Annotated in this window: 20 protein-coding genes; 9 read left to right on the forward strand and 11 right to left on the reverse strand. The window is 35.8% G+C overall.

What is annotated here, in order from left to right; genetic code table 11:
• Nucleotides 1-40 precede the first annotated feature (40 nt).
• Together SK086_RS02440 and SK086_RS02445 are read right to left on the reverse strand one after the other, a co-directional pair.
• Nucleotides 41-1,024 carry an NAD-dependent epimerase/dehydratase family protein gene (locus SK086_RS02440; protein ID WP_290872842.1) on the reverse strand — a complete coding sequence of 328 codons (984 nt, stop codon included), beginning with the start codon at nucleotides 1,022-1,024 and terminating at the stop codon, nucleotides 41-43.
• A gap of 35 nt (nucleotides 1,025-1,059) precedes the next feature.
• On the reverse strand, nucleotides 1,060-1,809 hold the full coding sequence (locus SK086_RS02445; RefSeq protein ID WP_324689469.1) for a WecB/TagA/CpsF family glycosyltransferase: 750 nt from the start codon (nucleotides 1,807-1,809) through the stop codon (nucleotides 1,060-1,062).
• Between the two features lie 246 nt (nucleotides 1,810-2,055).
• Between SK086_RS02445 and SK086_RS02450 the strand changes: the two genes are divergently transcribed.
• The 8 genes from SK086_RS02450 (at nucleotide 2,056) to SK086_RS02485 (ending at nucleotide 12,052) form a co-directional block, all read left to right on the forward strand.
• Entirely contained in the window at nucleotides 2,056-3,336 is a 1,281-nt protein-coding gene (locus SK086_RS02450) for a lipopolysaccharide biosynthesis protein (RefSeq protein ID WP_324689471.1), read from the forward strand.
• Nucleotides 3,329-4,066, forward strand: a complete 738-nt coding sequence (locus SK086_RS02455; RefSeq protein ID WP_324689473.1) for an FkbM family methyltransferase — start codon at nucleotides 3,329-3,331, stop codon at nucleotides 4,064-4,066. Before SK086_RS02450 ends, SK086_RS02455 begins: the two co-directional genes overlap by 8 nt.
• A gap of 6 nt (nucleotides 4,067-4,072) precedes the next feature.
• Complete coding sequence (locus tag SK086_RS02460) at nucleotides 4,073-4,792, forward strand: glycosyltransferase family 2 protein (RefSeq protein WP_324689475.1); 720 nt, start codon at nucleotides 4,073-4,075, stop codon at nucleotides 4,790-4,792.
• Nucleotides 4,792-5,511: a class I SAM-dependent methyltransferase gene (locus tag SK086_RS02465; protein ID WP_324689477.1), complete on the forward strand. Its 720-nt coding sequence runs from the start codon at nucleotides 4,792-4,794 to the stop codon at nucleotides 5,509-5,511. Before SK086_RS02460 ends, SK086_RS02465 begins: the two co-directional genes overlap by 1 nt.
• A gap of 191 nt (nucleotides 5,512-5,702) precedes the next feature.
• On the forward strand, nucleotides 5,703-7,619 hold the full coding sequence (locus SK086_RS02470; RefSeq protein ID WP_324689478.1) for an ArnT family glycosyltransferase: 1,917 nt from the start codon (nucleotides 5,703-5,705) through the stop codon (nucleotides 7,617-7,619).
• A gap of 459 nt (nucleotides 7,620-8,078) precedes the next feature.
• Nucleotides 8,079-9,764, forward strand: coding sequence for an LIC_10190 family membrane protein (locus SK086_RS02475; protein WP_324689480.1), 1,686 nt, complete (start codon nucleotides 8,079-8,081; stop codon nucleotides 9,762-9,764).
• A gap of 274 nt (nucleotides 9,765-10,038) precedes the next feature.
• Complete coding sequence (locus SK086_RS02480) at nucleotides 10,039-10,974, forward strand: O-antigen ligase family protein (protein ID WP_324689482.1); 936 nt, start codon at nucleotides 10,039-10,041, stop codon at nucleotides 10,972-10,974.
• A complete protein-coding gene (locus tag SK086_RS02485) occupies nucleotides 10,964-12,052 on the forward strand; it encodes a glycosyltransferase (RefSeq protein WP_324689484.1) in 1,089 nt (362 codons plus the stop codon). Before SK086_RS02480 ends, SK086_RS02485 begins: the two co-directional genes overlap by 11 nt.
• 30 nt (nucleotides 12,053-12,082) lie before the next feature.
• Here the strand turns inward: SK086_RS02485 and SK086_RS02490 are convergent, their stop codons facing one another.
• Nucleotides 12,083-12,601, reverse strand: coding sequence for a hypothetical protein (locus tag SK086_RS02490; protein ID WP_324689486.1), 519 nt, complete (start codon nucleotides 12,599-12,601; stop codon nucleotides 12,083-12,085).
• 172 nt (nucleotides 12,602-12,773) lie between these two features.
• On the opposite strand from SK086_RS02490, the gene SK086_RS02495 reads away from it, so the two are divergent.
• Entirely contained in the window at nucleotides 12,774-14,030 is a 1,257-nt protein-coding gene (locus SK086_RS02495; RefSeq protein WP_324689487.1) for an O-antigen ligase family protein, read from the forward strand.
• Nucleotides 14,031-14,033: 3 nt separating this feature from the next.
• Here SK086_RS02495 and rfbD read toward each other — a convergent pair whose 3' ends face one another.
• Genes rfbD through SK086_RS02535 form a run of 8 tightly spaced genes read right to left on the reverse strand, consistent with a single transcriptional unit; the run spans nucleotide 14,034 to nucleotide 21,622 of the window.
• Nucleotides 14,034-14,876, reverse strand: a complete 843-nt coding sequence (rfbD, locus tag SK086_RS02500; protein WP_324689489.1) for a dTDP-4-dehydrorhamnose reductase — start codon at nucleotides 14,874-14,876, stop codon at nucleotides 14,034-14,036.
• Nucleotides 14,870-15,421: a dTDP-4-dehydrorhamnose 3,5-epimerase gene (gene rfbC, locus SK086_RS02505; protein ID WP_290872776.1), complete on the reverse strand. Its 552-nt coding sequence runs from the start codon at nucleotides 15,419-15,421 to the stop codon at nucleotides 14,870-14,872. The genes rfbD and rfbC overlap by 7 nt, the downstream gene beginning before the upstream one ends.
• The gene (gene rfbA, locus SK086_RS02510; RefSeq protein WP_290872772.1) at nucleotides 15,421-16,278 is read right to left on the reverse strand and encodes a glucose-1-phosphate thymidylyltransferase RfbA; all 858 of its coding nucleotides are present in this window, start codon (nucleotides 16,276-16,278) and stop codon (nucleotides 15,421-15,423) included. The genes rfbC and rfbA overlap by 1 nt, the downstream gene beginning before the upstream one ends.
• Before the next feature lie 3 nt (nucleotides 16,279-16,281).
• The gene (locus SK086_RS02515; protein WP_324689493.1) at nucleotides 16,282-17,262 is read right to left on the reverse strand and encodes a hypothetical protein; all 981 of its coding nucleotides are present in this window, start codon (nucleotides 17,260-17,262) and stop codon (nucleotides 16,282-16,284) included.
• Between the two features lie 6 nt (nucleotides 17,263-17,268).
• On the reverse strand, nucleotides 17,269-18,957 hold the full coding sequence (locus SK086_RS02520) for a DUF6909 family protein (protein ID WP_290872766.1): 1,689 nt from the start codon (nucleotides 18,955-18,957) through the stop codon (nucleotides 17,269-17,271).
• A gap of 41 nt (nucleotides 18,958-18,998) precedes the next feature.
• A complete protein-coding gene (locus tag SK086_RS02525) occupies nucleotides 18,999-19,859 on the reverse strand; it encodes a carboxypeptidase-like regulatory domain-containing protein (protein WP_324689496.1) in 861 nt (286 codons plus the stop codon).
• Nucleotides 19,859-20,728 carry a carboxypeptidase-like regulatory domain-containing protein gene (locus tag SK086_RS02530; RefSeq protein ID WP_324689498.1) on the reverse strand — a complete coding sequence of 290 codons (870 nt, stop codon included), beginning with the start codon at nucleotides 20,726-20,728 and terminating at the stop codon, nucleotides 19,859-19,861. Before SK086_RS02530 ends, SK086_RS02525 begins: the two co-directional genes overlap by 1 nt.
• Nucleotides 20,729-21,622 carry a carboxypeptidase-like regulatory domain-containing protein gene (locus SK086_RS02535; RefSeq protein ID WP_324689500.1) on the reverse strand — a complete coding sequence of 298 codons (894 nt, stop codon included), beginning with the start codon at nucleotides 21,620-21,622 and terminating at the stop codon, nucleotides 20,729-20,731.
• Nucleotides 21,623-21,726 lie beyond the last annotated feature (104 nt).

The raw sequence follows: 21,726 nt of genomic DNA on the forward strand, positions 1-21,726 counted from the left end.
ACTTTACTAAAGTCCGCTGTTTAAAGAAAAAACCTCAAAACTAATTAGCTTTGAGGTTTTCCATTTGTTTTTCTTTAACCTGAGCGTTTATCCACTCATAAGTCTTTTTCATTCCTTCCAACAAAGGCATTGACGGAGCCCAATTGAGTTTTTCCAGTAACAGTTTGTTATCGGAATTTCGGCCTCTTACTCCTGTTGGTCCTTTGATATTATTAATAGTTAGCGTTTTACCTGAAATAGCTATGGCCATATTGGCAAAATCATTGATAGATATCATTTCTTCAGAACCGATATTCACCGGACCTGTAAAATCAGAATCCATTAAGCGAAGTATAGCCTCGATGCACTCATCGATGAAAAGGAAAGAACGGGTTTGTTTTCCGTCGCCCCAAACTTCAATCGAAGTGCCATTTTCGGCTTCAGCTGCTTTTCTGCACATGGCTGCCGGAGCTTTTTCTTTGCCTCCTGTCCATGTTCCTTGTGGACCAAAAATATTGTGAAATCTGGCTATTCTGACTTCCATCCCATAATTACGGTGGTAAGACAAATAAAGTCTTTCGCTGAATAACTTTTCCCAACCGTACTCACTGTCGGGAGCGGCAGGATAAGCGGAATCCTCTGAACATTTTGGATTATCAGGATCCATTTGGTTGTATTCAGGATACATACAAGCCGAGGAAGAATAGAAAATTTTCTTTACTCCTTCATTTTGAGCAGCGCCCAAAACATTGAGGTTACAAAGCGCGGAATTACTCATTACATCTGCATCATGATCTCCGGTAAAAATATATCCGGCACCACCCATATCAGCAGCCAATTGATACACTTCATCCATTCCTTTAACAGCATTTTTTGCTACTACAGGATCTCTTAAGTCGCCTAAAATGAACTCGTCAGCATTTGCATTCCCAAACTCGTTTTCTTTTAAATCAACCCCTCTTACCCAATGACCGTCTGCTTTTAATCTATTTACCAAATGACCTCCAATAAAGCCACCGGCACCGCATACCAATATTTTTTTCATTTATTAAAATGCAATTTTATTTTCAAGGTGCGAATTTATGAATTATTTTCAATAGGAGCGACCTTATTGGATTTATTAACTAAAATCATCCCAAAAAGCTTAAAGCCACTTAGGTATCTCGGCACAAATACTTTGGGGTTTGAAATGCAGCGGCTCAACCAACCCATATAGATATAATCAACCCATGTAGGCATGTTTACTTGCCGACCGGTTTTGAATGCCAAAGCTGCGCCGGTACAAAGAATGGCCGGTTTATAGCTTAAATTGTTTTTTAAAAAAAGCCCTAATTTTTCTTGTGTTCCTCCGCCAATATTGATAAAAACCCATTTAGGTTTTTGTTGTTCAATTTGCTCCAAAAGCACTGTGTCGTTTACATTGCCTTTGTAAAAGGGTGCCGTGTATACGTCATTTTCGTTAATGTTCAATCCTTTTTCGGATAGAAAAGTTCTGTTGATTTGACTGTCGAGTTCGGAAGGATTAACCAAAAAAAACTTGTCTTGTTTGAAGGCGTCAATGTGATCAATAAAATAATTGATGAATTCCAAACCGGATATCTTATTAATTCTGTGTTTTGAAATCATATTCCAAATCAGCACCATATAACCACTGTCGGGAATTACCAGATCAGATTGCAGTAAAGCGTCGTAATAATCCTGATCTTGTGCTATGGTAACCAATGCCGGAGCGGCGGGAACAGTAAGCAATCCGCCGTGGTTTTTCAACTGTTCAAACACTTGGTTTACTTTTCCTTTAAAGAAATCGATCCCTAAAATTTTAATTGTCATTTACTGTGTTTTCTTGAAAGCCACAATATTATAATTTTCTTTTAGAATATGGAATGTTTCCGGAAAATAAAACTCGGTTTTCAACAAGAATTAACTTTAAAAAAATTACTTTTACCCGTTTGCGTTATCTTTGCTGTGAAGCATCAAAAAATGACTCGCCTACAGGGAAAATTCGATTCCTTTTTTTGAAAAAACAATTTAATTTTGGTTAGAATACTCCAAAAAATAACAAGCAATCAACTCATTATGAGTGGCTTTTACAAAGCCTTTTCCGGTTTGGCTTTGTTTGTTTCCATTCCGGTACTAATTCATTATTTAGGCAACACCAGTTATGGTGTTTGGGTTTTAGTATTCACACTGTTTCAGTGGGTGTTGCTTATGGATTTCGGGTTGTCCAGTGTACTGAAGACCAAAATACCCGAGTTGCAACACACGGGAAACACTGATTTAATCAACGCTTACGTAAAATCAACTTATAAAATTTGCGGCTACATTGCAACGGGGATTTTCCTGTTGTTTGTGTTGCTTTTCGCGGTTTTAGATGTCAAAAACTTGCTGAATATCGATTTCGATAGTGGCTTTGTGATTAAACTTTTTTTGCTCAACATCTTCTTCTTTTGCCTCAACTTTGTTTTGAATACGCACAAAGCCCTTTTCGTAAGTGTTCACAAAGGAAAATTTGCGGAACAATCTATTGCGGTAACTCAAGTTTCCTTTTTGCTTTTACTAATCGTGACTACACATTGTTTTCCTGAGACTGCCATAGAAACTAAACTATATTTGGTGAGTTTTGTCAATGGTTTTGTGTCGTTATTGATTAATTTAATCTACACCGTTTACTTCTTTAAAAGCGAAAAATTCTCCCTTAAAACCAAGCTTGAAACGCCTAAAGAATACCTCAACAGCATTTATCGTTTAGGCATGAAGTACATGGCTATTCAGGTTGGTGGATTGCTGTTGTTTTCGTCTGACAATTACATTTTAGCTTATTTTTTCGGCCCAAAAGAAATTGTACCGTATGAAGTAGTTTCAAAATACTTTCAATTTCCGTTGATGATTTTATTGGCCGGTATGGCTCCGTTATGGTCAAAATTTACCAAGCATTACTTAGAGAGAGACGCTATTTGGATTAAAGATGCGTTCCGAAAATTCAATTATTTTTTTATTGCGGTTTTAATTGGAATTATTGTGTTTACCGTTTTGGCACGCCCTGTAATGGGTATATGGATTTCCAAAGATTTTAATCCGCCGTTGCTTTTATTGATTTTTGTGGCTGTTATGACCGCATTGCGCATATTTACAGCCTTCTACGGATACTTTTTTAACGGAATTGGCAATCTGAGAAGTTATTTACTACTTTTGTCCGGGAGTGTGTTGATCAAATTGCCGCTTTCCTATCTTTTTATTAAACTTGACTTCGGAATTTCAAGTGTAGTTATTGCCTCAAGCTGCTGCCTTTTAATTTGGAGTTTCGTACAACCCATGGAGGCTTATAAAATTGTCTCCGATTTAAAAAAGCATGAATAAATTTATTTACAACAATAAAAGCAGTCTATTAAAGTTAAAACGGTTTTTGAATTCTCTTTTGGGTATTGAACTGAAAAGATATCCTACCGATGAATTGACCCGCAGAATTCGCCTGATTGAACATCATAATATAGATGTGATACTCGACATTGGTGCCAATATAGGCCAATACGGTGGCGAAATGAGAAACTTGGGATTTAAAGGAGAAATCCATTCGTTTGAACCTATGAAATCGGCTTTTGAAAAACTGAAAAAAAATGCTGCCGGTGATTCCAAATGGAAAGTACACCATTATTCCATTGGTGAAAAAGACGGTCAAACCACTATCAATATAGCTAAAAACTCGGTCAGCAGTTCGCTGTTAGAAAACCTGCCACAGCTTACTGATAGTGCGCCGGAAGCTGCTTTTGTGGAGAAGGAGACTATCGAAATCAGAAAATTGGACACTATTTTTGACGATTTAAATTTAAACGGGAAAAACATTTACCTAAAAATTGACACCCAAGGCTATGAAGAAATGGTGTTGTTGGGCGCGGAAAAATCCTTGGAAAAAGTGACCGGAATTCAGATAGAAATGTCATTTGTGCCCTCTTATCAAGGCGCCATTACATTTGACGAAATGAAAACAAAACTTAACCAAAAAGGATTCACCTTACTGGCATTGGAAAACGGTTTTTATGACAAGAAAACAGGGAAACAATTGGAAGTTGATGGTGTTTTTTACAGATAAATTATTATGATTCAAAAACTCTCTATCATCATACCGGCCTATAACGAAGGAAAAACCATTCATTTGATATTGGATAAATTACAAAAGGTAAACCTTCCTAATGGAATTGAAAAAGAAGTAATTATTGTAAATGATTGTTCCAAAGACAACACAGAGGAAGCTATTTACAATTACATGCAGCAAAACCCCGCTTTGAACATACAATATTTCAAACAAGCAGTTAATATGGGTAAAGGTGCTGCGCTTCATACCGGAATTCAAAAAGCAACCGGTGAATACTTGGTTATTCAAGATGCTGATTTAGAATACGACCCGGAAGAATATAACCTACTGTTAAAGCCTATTTTATCCGGCTTTGCCGATGTAGTATTTGGCTCTCGTTTTATGGGAGGAAATCCTCATAGGGTATCTTTCTTTTGGCATACCATTGGTAATAAATTTTTGACCTTTCTTTCCAATATGTTTACCAATCTGAACTTAACAGATATGGAAACCTGTTACAAAATGTTCAATACCAAAGTTGTACAAAGTTTGGTTCTTAAAGAAAAAAGGTTTGGTTTTGAGCCTGAAGTCACAGCAAAAATTTCGAGAATACCCAAAATACGCATCTATGAAGTGGGTATATCCTACTACGGAAGAACCTATGAAGAGGGTAAAAAAATTGGTTGGAAAGATGGATTTCGGGCCATTTACTGCATTTTAAAATATGGATTATTTAAGTCATAATGGAAATAAAAGAAATTGACGTAGAAGGATTAACCACCTTATCGGTAATAGAAAAAGCGGATAAATTCAATGGTTGGATGTACCACACTATTGCGCCGTTTTGCAAAGGAAGAATTTTGGAAATCGGTAGTGGCATTGGTAATATCTCGCAGTTTTTTTTGGCTAATAATCAGGAAATTGTCTTAAGCGATTTAAGAGATAATTATATTGATATTTTAGGAAAAAAGTTTCCAACTTCAGAGGCTATCAAAATTGATCTGGTGCATCCGGAATTTGACCTTGTTTACAAAGATTACCTAGGCGCTTTTGATACTGTCTTTGCACTCAATGTGGTTGAACACATTAAGGATGATGTTCAAGCTATTGCCAATTGTAAAAAGCTATTAACAAACAATGGGAACTTGATTATTCTGGTGCCTGCATTTCAAGCCCTGTACAACAATTTTGATGTAGAATTAGAGCATTTCAGAAGGTATACAGCCAAAACATTAAAACCCCTTTTTGTTAAGAATGATTTGAAAATCCTCAAAACTTTTTCATTCAATTTCATTGGGATTTTCGGATGGTATTTTTCGGGAAATATCCTGAAGAAAAAAACCATCCCTGAAGGGCAAATGGGTCTGTTTAATCGTTTAGTGCCTTTATTCAAATTAGCTGATGTCTTGACTTTCAAAAAAATTGGCTTGTCGGTTATTTGTATTGCTACTAGAGAAAAATGAGTATTGTCTTTTAATGTAACTCGATGTATGTTAGCTTAATTTGTTTTCTTCTTACCGCTTTAATTTTTGTAGTTTACGGGAAGAGTTTTGTTCTCAAATTTGGCCAACATAACATATTCAATTACAACATTTTGAGTTTTTTTGTTGTGTACTGTCTCTACAAATTAGGGTAATTCCAAAATAATTATAACATGCTAGTATACTTAGGTTACATTTTACTGCTAATGGTTTTTTTGGGGAAAAATAATTTTTCCAGAATTACAGAGACGGTTATAAAAACAACTCTTCTTTTTTCCGGTATTCTATTTTTAGTAACCGAATTATTGAGTGGTTTTCATTCCTTAAACCTATTTAGTTTGGCGATTTTTTGGAGCACTTTCAATGTGATCCTAATTGCTTTACTACTTCGAAATCAAGGCAAAGTAACACTCAGGTTGATGGTGCAAAAAATTAAATTCTACTATCAAAACCTTTTACTAAAAGAAAAGCTATTGATTGGTGTCTTGTTGATTCTATTGTGTCTTTTGCTTGCTCAAGGCTTGTTGTATCCGCCAAACAACTGGGATTCGCTTACTTACCACATGTCGAGAATTATGTATTGGATTGGCAACGAATCCGTTGATTATTTTCCTACACATATATTACGCCATCTCTACCAACCGCCTTTCGCCGAATACTTTATTCTAAATATCAACTTATTAAACGGAAACGATTTTTTATCGAATAGTGTTGAACTTTTCTTTTTAATACAGTGTCTTGTAGTGGTGTATGCCCTACTAAGTATTTTCCAAACAACTCGTTTATTAAAGCTGTTAGCGTTATTCTTGGTGATTACTATTCCGGCGGTAGAATTACAATCCACCACAACCAAAAACGACATAGTTTGTGCTTTTTTTGTTTTATCGTCGTTGTTTTACAGTTTAAAAATATTCAAAAATAATTCGTTAAACAATACTGTTTTTTTTGGACTTAGTATCGGTTTGGGATTTATTACCAAAGGAACCGCGTACGTCTTTATGGCGCCTATTTTAGTCTTATACGGTTTTCACATATTATCCGTAAGCCTGAAAGACAAAAGTGTCAAACCCATAGGATTGGCCACTTTAGCAATGGTCCTTGCGCTAAGTTTGAACGTTAAACATTACAGCCGTAATTATGCTGTAAACAAGTCTTTTTTGAATATTGACGATGCAGAAGTTAAAGCTTACGCTAATGAAACTATGAACGGGAAATTGCTCTTGTCTAATTTGATCAAAAACTCCGGCTTGCATTTGGGCTATCCTATAGAGAAAAAGTGTGATTCAATAATTCGAAATGCACACAAAGCAATAGGCGTTTCGATTGATGATAAGAGGTTAAACTATTTAGGAGTTCCATACCAAAGTGCCAGAGCAGCCGTTACCCATGAAGATTATGTGACTAATACTGTACATTTCATTCTTTGGGCTTTAGCTTTTTCCTTTTTAGTGTTTCACTTTTTGTTTTCAAAAACAAGAAATAAGACTGAAATGATAATCGTTATCGTTTTGGTTGCTCAAATTTTACTATTTACGGGCTATTTAAAATGGCAACCTTGGCATACCCGACTTCATATTCCGATTTTCATACTATCAATTATTCCCATAATTCTAGCTTGTCAAAAAGCTAAGTGGTTTAAAGGAATTGTTGGGTTTAGCACTCCGTTACTTCTTTATAGTTTCATGTTTTACTTTGTGTATAATAATTTGAGACCAATACAAAACAATCCTGTTTACACTAAAAATTTAAGGATTGACGATAATCGCTTCAAAAAATACTTTGCCAACCAACCGCAGCTCTATACGGAATACAAAGTCGTCTTAGAGGAATTGTACGATGCAAATCCAAAAACAGTTGGATTAAAAATGATGGACTGGGAATATCCTTTATTTAATGCTTATTATTATGATCAATTGCAACTCGTAGCCATTGATGTTAATAATAACACCGGAATCCTTAAGCAAGAAAATCAGAGCGTCGACTTAATAATATCTACTTCAAATAGTCCGGAGATAATGTATAATGGTATAAAATATTCCAACCAAAACAGCAATCATTTGTATATTTGGCTTTACAAAAAGGAGCCATGAGAATTTCAATAAAAAATTATTTATTCTACTCGTCAGTATTTGCCATATTTACTGAAGCCTTCCTTTTTAATTTAATTATTGATTGGAAATTACTCTACCTAATCATACTGGTCAATTATTTTTTATTGTTCAGAATCAAAAAAATAGCACTAAACAACATTTTTGATACAGAATTAGAGGCTTTCAGAAGATACTCAGCCAAAGCATTGAATCCCCTTTTTGTTGAGAATGATTTGAAAATCCTTAAACCTTTTTCATTCAATTTCATTGGAATTTTCGGGTGGTATTTCTCGGGAAACATCTTGAAGAAAAAAAACATACCTGAAGGACAAATGGGCCTGTTTAATCGTTTAGTGCCTCTGTTCAAATTAACTGATGTTTTGACTTTCAAAAAATTGGCTTGTCGGTTATTTGTATTGCTACTAAAGAAAAATGAGTATTGTCTTTTAATGTAACACTATGTATGTTAGCTTAATTTGTTTTCTTTTTACCACTTTAATTTTTGTAGTTTACGGGAAGAGTTTTGTCCTCAAATTTGGCCAACATGATATTTCCAATTACAATGGCTTTGACTTTTTCTTTATTGGCCTTTGTCTAACCGGAACGTTACTCAATACTTGGTCTTTATTTTTACCGGTAGACCTGTTTTCTCTGATATTCTTAAGCCTCGGAGCGGCTTTTTTAGTGTATTTCAACAAAGCTGATTTTATTCCATTTTTCTCCTCTTTGAGAAAACAAATATTAGACAATAAAATATTCCTTTTCCTTTCATTTATTGCTATTCTAATCACCTTATTGTACGGGTTAGTTACTCCAAGGAATTACGATTCTTATCTGTACCACATTAATGCTATCCAATGGAATGAAATGTATGGAACCGTTCCCGGATTAGCTAATTTTCACGATCGGTTTGGGTTAAATTCCTCGGTTTTTGTTCTTAGCGCAGCGTTCTCCTATAATTTTCTTTACAATCAGTACATTTTCACCATTTCTTCACTCTGTTACTTGGTTTTGTTCATTTGGCTTTTAAAGCAAATCGTTTTCAAAAAAGGGATAATTGGTTTCTTTTCCATTTTATTCATTTACTTCTTTACTGCTCAATACGCTAATGACATTTCCTCGCCGGGCACCGACTTATTACCAAACATTATTGTGGGTTATGTATTGCTTTCCATATTGTTTGACGGCGAAATTTTAACCAAGAAAACCCACTTGTTTATCATTTTGTCCCTTTTTTGTATTACTCTTAAACTGTCTTCATTCCCCATAATTTTAATTGGATTGTGGGCTGTTTATTTACGAAATAAAAAGTTTTTTAAAGCTTTGTTCCAATTTTCAGGGTTTGGTTGTCTCTTGATTTTGCCTTGGATGACTAAAAATGTCATGCTCACGGGATACATCATTTACCCTATGGCAGAAGTTGATTTGTTCAATTTCGATTGGGAAGTTTCGAAAAACAGTGTATTAGACATCAAAAGATGGATTACTTCTTGGGCTAGGATTCCCATGAAAAACCACGATGAAGTTTTGGCCATGCCTTTTAAAGAATGGTTTTCCGTGTGGTGGAATGCCTCTTTAAACATCAATAAGATTTTTTACTTACTGGCTGCAGCTGCTCCTTTAAGTTATGCATCTTACTATTTGCTTAACAAAAAAGTTGAAAAAAGTATTCTGACAACTATTTTGGTCGCCTACTTAGGCCTAACCTTTTGGTTTGTCACCGCACCGGATGTACGGTTTTCATTTGCTTTTGTGTTGTTCTTAGCATTACTACCATTATTATTCTTTAAATCTTTAGTAGATAAAGTAGCCGAAAAAATCAACCTTTTATTAATTATTTCGACTGTATATTGCTTATTTTTGATGGGCAAGAATGGCTATAAGCTCTTTTGTGAAGACTATTTTTCAGCTGGAAATTTTTCTGAATATGCCTATTTGCCTTTAGATGCTTCCGAGATTAAAGACAAAAGAAATATAAAATTTAATTCGGTTGTCTTATTAACAAAAGACGGAAGAAAAATAGAGCTGTTCGAGCCTAATCCGAATCACGCCCAATGTTTTGATAAATTCCCTTGTTCATGGTATATTGATCAAAGTTTAAAATTGAGAGGTGAAGATTTGAAGGACGGGTTTTGTACTGAATAATTCCGGTTATTTTATAAATTAATCTATTTTTTCGTTGAAAATAAATATAAAAAATTATTTACTCTACTCGTCAGTATTTGCCATATTTACTGAAGCCTTCTTTTTTAATTTTATTATTGATTGGAAATTACTCTATCTAATCATTGTGGTCAATTACTTTTTATTGTTCCGAATCAAAAAAATAGCCCTGAATAAGTACTTTGCGCTGCTTTTGGTCTTCTTTTTTATTCATGGTCTGTTGGCTTATTCCGTTATCCGGATTCCATATAATTATATGCTTTCCCAAATTATAGGAATTGGTATAGTGGGAACGTATTATTACAATTTTATTTCGCTGTACAAAACCATCGATATCATCAAGGTATATGCTAAAATGTGTACCTATGTTGCCCTTATTGGGTATGTGTTTTTTTACTTTGGGATTAACTATGTTGACGGTCGATTGAATAGTATTTTTAAAGAACCGGCACACTATGTTATCGTAGTGATTCCGGCCTGTTACTATTACCTTAAAACAAAAAAGTACCTCAATTTCACTATAATTTTCGGGACATTGCTCCTGTCCAATTCTTCCTTGGGATACATTGGCTGCGGATTGTTGTTTTTAGTGCCCAATCTCACGTTAAAAAGAATCGGCTATTTCGTTGCTTTAATGCCTTTTATCGGACTTGCATTTTACTTTGCTTACAACGAGTTGCCTTTCTTCAAAATGCGCGTTGACGACACTTATAATTCGCTTAATGTGGTCAATACCGGAAAGTTTGAAGAGCACACCAACCTAAGTTCCTATGTGTTAATCAGTAATTTGTACATTGCTAAAAGAAATATCACTGAACATCCATTGGGCAGCGGCATCGGAAGCCACCATTATATGCATACCCAACGTTACTTAAAAGAAGTGCGACCGCCCGAATACATCCGCGACCAGCAAAAACAAGATGACAATTCTTTTGATGCCAATTCCTTATTCACACGCATTTTTTCAGAATTCGGATTTATTGGATTTTTCTTGGTGCTCTATACTATGTTTATGGCTTCCAAATGCTACTCGCATGAGGAATTACTCTTTTCACAGGGTGTTTTTATTTACTTTTTGTTAAAACTATTCAGAGATGGCCATTATTTTCCTCCTGAATTCTTCTTCTTTATTTGGCTTTTTTATTTTTGCCGAAAGGAATTCGCCCTAACCTCTGATGCCCATGAAAAATGAAATCTTCCATATTATTGAAGACATTACTGTAGAAAGTGGTGGCTTGCGTACAATGGTGACCAGCCTTCACGATCATATTGTGAATTCAGGCGGTTATAAGTCAACCATACTCACTCTTCACAAAGAAAAAGAAGATTCATTTACCTGTTTTGAAAGCGGAAGTCCGAAATCTTGGTATTATTCTAAACCATACGGTCAATTTTTAGAGACTCATTTTACAAGTGATAAAATGGCGCATCTTCACGGTGTTTGGATGTATCCGCAATACATCGCTTCCAAAATAGCTTTGCAAAAGAAAACGCCTTATGTAGTTACAGCACACGGTATGTTAGAACCACTATTGCTTAAGGATAAAGGCTTAAAGAAGAACGTTTACTTAAAACTTTTTCTTGAAAATATCTTAAAAAAGGCTACGTATCTTCACGCCATTACGCCTTCTGAAAAGGAAAATCTATACAAGCTTTCGAAAAACAAAAATATCGTTGAAATCCCGAATTTAATTCACTTTAATACCAGCTTGAAAGATTGGCAATACCAACCACAAGAGGAATATCTGTTGTTTTTGGGTAGGTTTCACAAAATAAAGGGAATTGATTTGTTGCTAAGTGCTTTCAGTCAAATAGCCGACAAAAACATCAAACTGTACTTGGTTGGTTTCAAAAACGAGTATGCTGCTTCCATAGAAGAACTGGCTAGAAAAAACAACCTAAGCCATCGCATTAAGTTTATTGGCAAAACGGTTGGTGAAGAGAAGTTTCGCTTGTATGCTAATGCAAAAGCATTTGTGGCGCCTTCCTACTCTGAGGTTATCGGTATGGTGAACTTGGAAGCGGCGATGTGTAAAACACCTGTAATCACCACATATAATTCCGGCATTAATCCCGATTGGAATAAAAACGGTGGTTTGATGATTCATCCTAGTGTTCCTGAATTAATAACCGCTTTGGATGAAGCCTGCCGCTGGAATTCAGCAGAAAGAGTAGACCGAGGAATACAACTCTCTAACTATGTGCTGAACCAGTACTCTTGGGAACGAAAAGGCCATCTTTGGGATGACTTTTACAATAGTATAAAATAAAAAAGAGGTTGAATATCAACCTCTTTTTGTTTATCGGGCTAAAGCCGCCTCTAAATTTTGATTTCCGGCAATTCCCGGTGGATATTGTCCGTCGAAATTTAAATTGTTTCTCATGTTTTTCTCATCCCAAATCAAACCTGAATTCGAATCAAAGTATTTGATATAAGACATATTGCCACCATTAAAAACTTCTTTTTGGTTGTTAAAAATAGCAACGCTTTTTAAAGCCATTGTTTTTTGTTCTTTGTTGGTGCTTAACGTAATTTGAACGTTTTCAAGTTTGTCGCCTTCCGGAATTAAAATGGTTAGTTTTTGTGGATTCGGTTGACCCATTACTTTAAAAGGAACCGGATGGTCATAATCCCAATATCCGCCTTTTTTATATACAACCGATAAACTATCGTCTTTTTCATAAACGGATTCTAAAACAACACTGAAATTATCTTTCAAGGCCACCGCCTCTTCACTGTTTTCAACATCGTTTTTCTTGTCTCTACCGCAGGATACTAAAAAAGCACCGGTTAAAAATAATACAATTAGTCTTTTCATTTTCTCGTTTTTTAGGTATGCAAATATATTATATTTTCTATTAAATGATATATTTGTGACTGTAAAAATACCTGCTCACTCTAGGGACTTAATGTCCTAAAATACAATCCTTTTTTTAGTTAGATTGTAAGTTACCAATGTTTGTAAAATAGTGTTGCTTATATACCCTTGTATGAAAAAAATATCGTTTCAGTTATTTCCTTTTTTGCTTGCTTTACTCTTTGTTTTCCCCATCCTAAAGGAAAACTGGTCGAGTATAATTGTCATCCTGATTTGCTTAAATGCTATTGTATATAAAATTGCCGCTAAAGATTTTACTTGGCCCAAAAGAACAACGCTCTTGCTTACGATTCCGTTTTGGTTGGTTACTTTTCGATCTTTATTCAGCAACCATTGGAGTGAAAGCGCCACTCACATTCAGCATGCACTGTTTTTTTTGATACTGCCGCTTTTTTTCTTCTTTATCCCAAAAGAACATTTTACTAAACAAAAGTTTGACTTATACATCAAGGTTTTAAAGTATACTTGTTTGGCTATAGGAATCATTTATGTGGTGAGTTTCTTTATGAATTACTCCGTCAGCGAGTTTTTTATCGTGTTCCAAAACGTTTCGAGCTTCAGAAACTATGTGTATTTCGACTTTACGCTGTTTAAAATTCATCCTACTTATTACACTACTTTGTTGGTTTTTTGTACAGCGCATTCCTTTGATTTGGTTTTGCAACAAAAAAAATACAGTCAATTTTTGTTTGTAGTAGCGTTTATGCTGATTTCAATCATGCTTTTAACCCGACTCAACATTGTCTTGCTCATATTAACTTTAACATTAATGGTGTTTTTCAGAAGCAAACTCAAACTCAAACAAATGTTGCTGTTGTCGGGCGGTATTTTAGGTTTAACCGTTGTTATATCCCTGCTCACACCGGGCATAAAACACCGATTTGTAGAACTGTATCACAGTTACGATGTAAAACCCCAAAATGTGGCCTATGATTCAACCAACATTCGAAGAGCTATTTTTGACTGCTCGGTGGCAATTTCTAAGGAAAATTTTTGGTTTGGCGTGGGCTTCGAGAATCTACAAGACGAATTAAACACTTGTTATAGAGATAATTACGATTCCAGTTTTTATGATGGTCACAACTACATGACACACAATTATTTCTTTTACCTCTTGGTGTCCGGTGGGATTTTTTGCTTGGCTGTCTTTTTGTTTTATCTTTTTACCATTTTGCGAATCGCTTGGAAATCCAACAATTTCTTATTCAAAGTTTTCCTAATCAATGTAATGGTGATTTGGTTTATAGAAGATTATCTGTACAGACATTACGGGATATTGTACTTCAATTTGCTACTGATTTGTTTCATCAGATATACTGAAAACCAAACCCTTGTAACAGAAGCTGAGTCAAAAAAAGTTACCGCATAATTACTACAAACAAGCGTCCCAGTTTTTAATGGATAATCCGAAAGTGTTTTTAATCTTAGATTTATCCAACACACTATAGGCAGGTCTTTGAGCCGGTGTTGGAAAACTTGAGGTAGGAATGGCCTTTAGCTCAATTTGTGTCTTGTTGATTTCAAATATCTTCTTAGCAAAATCATACCACGAACATTGTCCTTCGTTACTAAAGTTGTAAATGCCAAAGTTATCGGTTGTGGTTTGTCGGTTATCGGTTAAAATAATTTGAACTAAAGCATCTGCCAAATCTACAGCATTCGTTGGTGTTCCTATTTGGTCGTTAACCACTGAAATGGTATCTCTTTCCGAAGCCAAACGCAACATCGTTTTCATAAAGTTATGGCCGAATTGCGAATAAACCCAAGAGGTTCTCACGATGAAATGCTTCTCCCAAGTTTGCTGAACTGCTATTTCTCCTTCCCACTTGGTTTTACCGTAAACGCCGGTAGGATTGGGAATGTCTTCTTCTGTATAAGGCGATTTTTTTGTGCCGTTGAAAACAAAATCGGTTGAAATGTGTAGTAAAACCGTATTGTAGGCTTTGCAAACCTCAGCTATATTTTTAGCACCTATTACATTAATGATATGAGCTTTTTCCGGTTCTGATTCTGCTTTATCTACAGCGGTGTAAGCAGCAGCATTTATACAATAATCAGGTTGGTATTGTTTAAAAACCGCATGGCACTGCGCAATATTGGTAATGTTTAGATCGGCTGAAGTACAAAAAACAAATTGAATTTCTTGGTAGTTAGGCGCTAAGTATTGTAAACTTTGACCTAATTGTCCAGAACTGCCTGTAACCAATACTACCATACTTTTTTAGCATTTTCCAGCAAAGGTTGGAATTTATCTTTTTCAGAAACAATCATTTCTCGTAATGGAAATCCCCAATCAATTCCGATTTTCGGATCACTGAACAACACACCACCTTCGCTTTCTTTGTGGTAAAAATTATCGCATTTGTAAAAGAATGTTGCCGTGTTGCTTAAAACTAAGAAGCCATGCGCAAAGCCACGAGGTACAAAAAATTGGCGTTGGTTTTCTCCTGATAATACTACTGATTCGTATTGTCCGAAAGAGGGAGAATCAGGTCTGATATCAACTGCCACGTCCAATACTTCTCCTTGTAATACCCTAACCAATTTGGCTTGAGCGTGTTCACCACATTGGTAATGCAATCCGCGTAAAACGCCTTTGGAAGAATACGATTGGTTGTCTTGTACAAAGTGAACAGATTGCCCGATTCCCTTTTGAAAAGTTTGCTCGTTAAAACTCTCCATAAAATACCCTCGCTCGTCTAAAATGACAGTAGGTTCGAGTATAAAACAACCTTCGAGTTTTGTTGGAATGAATTTCATTAAATCAAACTTAACAAGTGAGTACCATAACCACTTTTCAAAAGTGGCTGGGCTAGTTTTTTCAGTTGATCCGCATCGATAAAGCCCATTTTGTAGGCGGCTTCTTCAATGGCTCCGATTTTTAAGCCTTGGCGCTCTTCAATTACTTGAACAAACTGACCGGCCTGCATCAAAGAGTTAAAAGTTCCGGTGTCTAACCAAGCGGTGCCTCGGTCGAGTATGCTAACTTTTAATTTTCCCCTTCGCAAATATTCTTTATTAACATCGGTGATTTCCAATTCGCCGCGGTGACTTGGTTTGATGTTCGCCGCAATATCAACTACTGCATTATCATAAAAATAAATTCCCGGAACCGCAAAATTGGATTTAGGGTTTTCGGGCTTTTCCTCAATAGAAAGTACCTTGCCGTTTTCATCAAAATCAACTACGCCGTAACGCTCGGGATCTTGCACGTGGTAGGCATAAATAATACCGCCTTCCGGATCATTATTCGCCAAAAGCAGGTCCGATAATCCGGTACCGTAAAAAATATTATCACCCAACACTAGAGCTACTTTATCTTGTCCGATAAAGTCCCGACCAATAATAAATGCCTCGGCTAAACCGTTAGGGTTTTCTTGTACGGCGTATTCAAAACGACAACCTAAACTGCTTCCGTCACCTAACAGTTGTCGAAACAAAGGCAAATCGTGTGGTGTGGATATAATTAAAATTTCTCTGATGCCCGACCACATTAAAGTGGATAACGGATAATAAATCATCGGTTTGTCGTATATCGGCATCAGCTGTTTGCTCACGGCCAAGGTAAGCGGATGTAGTCGAGTCCCGGAACCACCGGCTAATATAATTCCCTTCATAGCTTATGCATTGAATTTAGCCAATTGGTTTCTATAGTAAGACCTAAAAGAGTTCACTAAAACAAAAACAAAAACGAATAATAACGGTAAGATTATTTTCTTTTTACCATTTAATTTTTTGTTGTTTTTTACATTTAGTGTAACGCTGTTGTCTTTTACAATTTTATCTAAACTAACCAACTCTAAGCGATGACTTCCTTGCTCGTTAACTAAATTATCTTTAGTTTTTATTACGTCGTCTAATTGCGAATTCTCGTTGTAATACACCAACTTATCACTTTTTTGTGATCCGCTGATAGTGCTGTTAAATGTGTTCAAAAAACCATTGATTTGTCCGATAACCGAATCGTTTTCAACCATTTTTATTTTAACATTATTCACAAACTCTTTTTGTATCATTTTATAATAATCAGAGTTGTTTAAATAGTCTAAAATAGGCTTTACAGTAGCTTCATTAGAGGTTAAATCAACCGTTGAAAACTCTATCAAATGGTAAGGATAATTTTTACTGGTAATCGATTCTTTGATAACTTTCTCTATATCGCCGTCTTCTGCCATTAATTTGATTAACTCAAAATTCTGAGCCTTATTTTCAACAAATTTGTAAACGTCTGTAACGGGACTCACTTCAATACCTCTCAATTTTTTAGGTTCTTTGACGCCAACCACATTTTTAAGAAAAATGGAGTCACCTTCACCAATTTTGGAATTAATCAACTCTATCTTGGCATACATATCATCGGTTGATCCAAAATTTGGCGTAACGATAATTTGATTGTCGTAAATTTTGGTGTTTTTATCCAAATAAAACCCAAGTCCGGCACCAATAACGAATAATGTTCCTACCCAAACAATATTTCTTTTAAAGAATAAAATTCCTTTGAAGAATCTGTTGGATATGCCTTCAAAAAAATCACCGACTTTTCGGGAAATTTGCGACAAATCAAGCTCTTGATCATCCGGATTTTGAGGTGTGGCACTCATATAAATTTATTTTACGTTAAAAATTTGTTCCAATATTTTGATGGTAATCAGATACGTTGGTTTTACTCCAGTTGTTCCTAATCCGCCGGAAGCCAAAGTACTACCGGTTTCTAAAGGGTTATCCGAAGCGTAATAAGCATAACGCACTTTTACATTGGGATTAATGCTTTTGCGGATTTTAGAGGCGGATTGTATCGCTTTTTGGTAATAAGCGCCTTCCATTTCCAAACCGATAGCGCCCCAAGTAGACTCATGGAAAAACTTCAGTAAGTCTTTATTTTGCAATGAAGTTCCTAATACAGTTACCATCGGACCGGCAAAAACGGGAATATCGTTACCTTCAAACATCTGAGCAGTCAACTCATTTTCAAACGGATAATTATCCGCAGTACCTTCGTTGATGTGTGCATTCGGAATCATGATGTCGCCTTTTCCGCCTTGTAAAATACCGGCTTTCCCCATAATTGAAACCGATTCTACATTTAAGAAAATATGGTTTTTTCCTTTTTTATAAGGTTTCAACAACTCGTCTATGGTTTCGTAAGCTTGCTCACCAAAAGCATAGTCCATTACAATAATGACCGGTTTTTCTTTGCCGAGTTTGGCTTTTGGGAAACCCGATTTAGACCAATCGACTTTATCAGTATCAAAAATTTGTACATCGATATTGGTTCCTGAACAATCCGGTAAAGAAATCATCCCTTGTTTCAAGGCCAATTCTTCTACTTTACTTCTCAAGTCTTTGTTGCCCGAAGCACTCAAATCCTCATAAATTTGGTATTCCGATTTACCTTTGTATTTAGCACCCAAAACACCTTGGGCAAAGATGGAATTCATTACCGAGTGCATGTTGGCACTGATGATGTGTATAGGTCGGTCGATTAAATTGTTTTGGTTTAAAACTTCTTTGATGTTGTTGGCCCAAATTTCACCGTGAATGTGATGGCCTAAACGCTCTCTTAAAATCGGACTGAACGTAATGGTTCTTTTGTTGTTATCCACTACTTCTTCGATGGCTAATTTTCCTAACCAGTAAATTACGTGTAAAAAGCGATCCGGTTTTTCGGCTGAACCAAAGGCATCATAAATATCTAAAACCTCTGCAAAGGTTCTGCCCAACACATTGGCAGCGTGTGAAATAGCCTTTTCTTTATCAACCTGATTTAACTTTTTGGTTTGTAAAGCGGCTTGCTCCAATTTTTGCCAATCGCGTGAAATTCGGCCTTCATCGTCAATCAACACTCGGTCTTTGATTTTGTGAGATTCGATGAAAATGAAAGTCAAATGCGTTAAAATATCATAAATATCCGAACGTCCGCGAGTAATTTCCACGTTCATTTGCTCGTCGTCGATGCGATAGCAATTTCTTCTTCTCTTAGGCGGAATAATCGGTTTGAAGTGCGATTTAGAATAGCCTTCGTCGGAAGTCAAGTTGATGTAACGACATTCTTCAATTCCTATCGGAAGTCTTTCAATCACATAAAGTAAACCGTTCAATTCTACTTTTTCTTCGGCTATGCTGCCGTAAATTTCGGGGCGAAGCGCTAATAAAGCTTCTCGTAATGTGTCTCCTGAAACACCCATTGGTTTGTAAAAACCTCTGTTAAATAAATGTCTCATGGTAATGTACAGTCGCTCGATAGCTGCCGAGGACTCTTGCGCTCTGGAGCGCGAAATGTTTTTAATTTCTTTCATTAAATATTTTTTTCTAACCTGCAAATATAGGGTTTTTGTCTTTAATTGGTCAGTGTTAAATGGATGGCCGGTTCATAAACCTTAACTTTTCCCGAATCGACATCGGTTTGTTTGCTCCATTTACCACCCGAAAACGTGAATAAAAAATCCCTTTCTACATAGTTATAAAGCATCAACGGATAATAAGTTTTTTGTATTTGGGCTTCCTTAGTGACCGGATTAATCACGGTTTTTTCTTTTTTGTTTTTCTCAATCATGAGTTTTTCAAAACCTACAAAGAGACCCTTTTTAGGCATTACCAGTCCAAAATCACTCAAGTCAATTTTGTTGATTTTAGTCCCGTTTTTAACCTTTACTATAAGTTCTTTCTGCAACAATTCATCACCCGGATAACCATTGGCGTCAACTTTGTAAAAATGAAGTTTTACAGTTGCATCTTCTATTCTACTGTCGGTGTAAACCGTTACTCTTTTGAGATAAGGTGTTTTTTTGTATTCCGAGGAATAAGGAAAAAATTTCACGTCTATTCTCGGACCGTTGTCAAAAGCTTGGGCCACGGTATTTTCGGTTAACCCGATGACATTTTGTTTGGTGCCGATGCTGTTGGAAATGACTACCTCATCCAAATCAAAGGCTTTCGGATTCAGGAATACTTGGGTGACTTGAGTGGCTTTTAATGTTCTTGTTTCGTAACCCAAAGCCGAAAAAATTAAGTTTTTAGTATTGGCCACCGTTATGGAAAAAGTCCCATCTTCCTCAGATGTTGTTGCCACATTTTCGTTCTCTACCCAAATATTCGCATACGGAATGGGTTGGCCGGTAAGACTATCTTTGACTACACCTTTAGTGATTTGGGCGGAAAGTGAAATTGAAAATAAGATAAAAAATAAGATTGCTTTCATTAGTTGGTCAATTTTAAACTCATAGCTAATTCGATATATTTATTAAAATAATGTTCTTCATCCGGGTAATTATAAGGATTACGCTTGTCCATTTTGCGCCATTTTTTATTATAGCACCAAAAAGTTATTTCTTCTGAAGGAATAGTTCCGATTGATGGTCTCGAGTGCGGATAGGGCTTTTTATATTTATCGTATATAATGTATTGGTTTTCATCCAACATTAAATATTCTATTACTACAAAAATACCTGATTCCTCTATTTTTAATTTGTATTGAGACATGTCAAACTCTGAAATTCGATCGCCTTTTTTAACCTTAAAAATCAAATCTTCATTAATCAAATCTTCCCCGGGATTGCCATCAGGACCAACAGATGTTATTCTGACTTTAACTTTTGAAGCACCGCCGGGAGATTGGGTTTTAACCAAAATAGAGGCTAAATAAGGTGTTTTTTGAATAGTGTCGTTATATGTAAATTGTTTAGCTAAAGACCATTGTGTAAGCCCTAAACCATAATATAAATGAACTTTTTTTCTTTCAAACTCATCAATTTGGTTGCTGAGATTGGCTCGTGGATTTTCAAGTTGAACTTCCTTCAACTCAATTGCGGATTGCTTCATTACGACTCGGGCTGCATCGGCCACTTTAACTGTTTTCTTTTCAAATCCCATGGCACTGAAAAACAATACCTGATTTTCTTTTAAATCCGAAATAATGAATGTACCGTCCTCTTCAGTAGTATCCGCCAAATTACCGTTAGCGAACCAAATATTCACATAAGGAATCGGTTTGTTGTTTTCGTCTACAACAACGCCTTTAACTTGAGCGGAAAGCTGGAAAAAACACAATAGGAAAAAGAGTGATTTCATTTAATTGGATAGTTTGATTTTTAAAGCAATTTCCACATTCCCGTAGCCTTTAGAACGAGGACTTCCATCGTGGTTTAATATAAGTAGTGTTTCTCCACCGGGAAAAAAACCTTTAATGGAAGGTTCATATCGGTAAGCTTTTTGAGTTTGTTTGTTGTCTTTTGAGGTGATATCGAATTCAAATTTGTTTTGCTCTAATTTTAAATATTCAAATCCTATCACAAGACCTTCCTCAGGAATCTTGATGTTGTACTTTATTAAATCAACCAGATTGTTTTTTTGACCTTTTTTTATTGGAACTAAGATATCTTCCTCAACTAAATCTTCCAAAGGAAGACCATTATTATTTTCCTTAAAAATTCTGATTCTTAACAAAACGTTTTTCAATCTTGATTGGGTTACGAACTCTATTGTTTTTATAAAAGGATGGGCTTTTACTATTGCTGAAGTCTCAATTTTTTTGGCCCAAACATGCACATTGTCTTGTCCGGTATTGGTGACTCCTGAATTTAATTTTATACCTGAAAAATCGCCAATTACTATCTCCTGAGTTCCTTTTCTTTTTTCGATAACCACTTCATTTAATTCCAGTGCTTTTGGATACAATACAACCGATTTTACGTTTGTTGCCAACAAGATTTTAGCCTCATAACCCAATGCTGAAAAGCAAATCTTCTTTGTTTCCGAAACCGATAAAGAGAACGTTCCGTCTTCTTCTGAAGTAGTACCGACATTTTCGTTTTCAACCCAAATATTCACATACGGAATCGGTTTGTTATTTTCGTCTACAACAACGCCTTTAACTTCGTTCCGTTCGGCTTCGCCTCGGGTTACTTGGCCAATAACCAAGTTCATATTAAAAATTAAGAAAGTAAGTAAGCCGATTCTTTTCATGCCTTTAGTTTGTTTTTAGCCCTGATGCCAAAATTGTTTGAGCTCGTAACACCGTTACAGCGAGTTTTGGCAGCAGGAATAAGGTTTAGCAATAGCCCAAGCGG

The sequence above is a fragment of the Flavobacterium cheonhonense genome, from assembly GCF_035671315.1.
GTDB classification, from domain to species: domain Bacteria; phylum Bacteroidota; class Bacteroidia; order Flavobacteriales; family Flavobacteriaceae; genus Flavobacterium; species Flavobacterium cheonhonense.

Bases quoted from the DNA above. Each gene is read 5' to 3' on its own strand.
- SK086_RS02470 (WP_324689478.1), top strand. From the start codon at position 5,703: ATGCTAGTATACTTAGGTTACATTTTACTGCTAATGGTTTTTTTGGGG.
- SK086_RS02495 (WP_324689487.1), top strand. From the start codon at position 12,774: ATGAAAAAAATATCGTTTCAGTTATTTCCTTTTTTGCTTGCTTTACTC.
- rfbC (WP_290872776.1), bottom strand. From the start codon at position 15,421: ATGAAATTCATTCCAACAAAACTCGAAGGTTGTTTTATACTCGAACCT.
- SK086_RS02515 (WP_324689493.1), bottom strand. From the start codon at position 17,262: ATGAGTGCCACACCTCAAAATCCGGATGATCAAGAGCTTGATTTGTCG.
- SK086_RS02520 (WP_290872766.1), bottom strand. From the start codon at position 18,957: ATGAAAGAAATTAAAAACATTTCGCGCTCCAGAGCGCAAGAGTCCTCG.
- SK086_RS02530 (WP_324689498.1), bottom strand. From the start codon at position 20,728: ATGAAATCACTCTTTTTCCTATTGTGTTTTTTCCAGCTTTCCGCTCAA.
- SK086_RS02490 (WP_324689486.1), bottom strand. From the start codon at position 12,601: ATGAAAAGACTAATTGTATTATTTTTAACCGGTGCTTTTTTAGTATCC.
- SK086_RS02455 (WP_324689473.1), top strand. From the start codon at position 3,329: ATGAATAAATTTATTTACAACAATAAAAGCAGTCTATTAAAGTTAAAA.
- SK086_RS02465 (WP_324689477.1), top strand. From the start codon at position 4,792: ATGGAAATAAAAGAAATTGACGTAGAAGGATTAACCACCTTATCGGTA.
- SK086_RS02460 (WP_324689475.1), top strand. From the start codon at position 4,073: ATGATTCAAAAACTCTCTATCATCATACCGGCCTATAACGAAGGAAAA.
- SK086_RS02445 (WP_324689469.1), bottom strand. From the start codon at position 1,809: ATGACAATTAAAATTTTAGGGATCGATTTCTTTAAAGGAAAAGTAAAC.
- SK086_RS02440 (WP_290872842.1), bottom strand. From the start codon at position 1,024: ATGAAAAAAATATTGGTATGCGGTGCCGGTGGCTTTATTGGAGGTCAT.
- SK086_RS02535 (WP_324689500.1), bottom strand. From the start codon at position 21,622: ATGAAAAGAATCGGCTTACTTACTTTCTTAATTTTTAATATGAACTTG.
- SK086_RS02450 (WP_324689471.1), top strand. From the start codon at position 2,056: ATGAGTGGCTTTTACAAAGCCTTTTCCGGTTTGGCTTTGTTTGTTTCC.
- SK086_RS02485 (WP_324689484.1), top strand. From the start codon at position 10,964: ATGAAAAATGAAATCTTCCATATTATTGAAGACATTACTGTAGAAAGT.
- rfbA (WP_290872772.1), bottom strand. From the start codon at position 16,278: ATGAAGGGAATTATATTAGCCGGTGGTTCCGGGACTCGACTACATCCG.
- rfbD (WP_324689489.1), bottom strand. From the start codon at position 14,876: ATGGTAGTATTGGTTACAGGCAGTTCTGGACAATTAGGTCAAAGTTTA.
- SK086_RS02475 (WP_324689480.1), top strand. From the start codon at position 8,079: ATGTATGTTAGCTTAATTTGTTTTCTTTTTACCACTTTAATTTTTGTA.
- SK086_RS02525 (WP_324689496.1), bottom strand. From the start codon at position 19,859: ATGAAAGCAATCTTATTTTTTATCTTATTTTCAATTTCACTTTCCGCC.
- SK086_RS02480 (WP_324689482.1), top strand. From the start codon at position 10,039: ATGCTTTCCCAAATTATAGGAATTGGTATAGTGGGAACGTATTATTAC.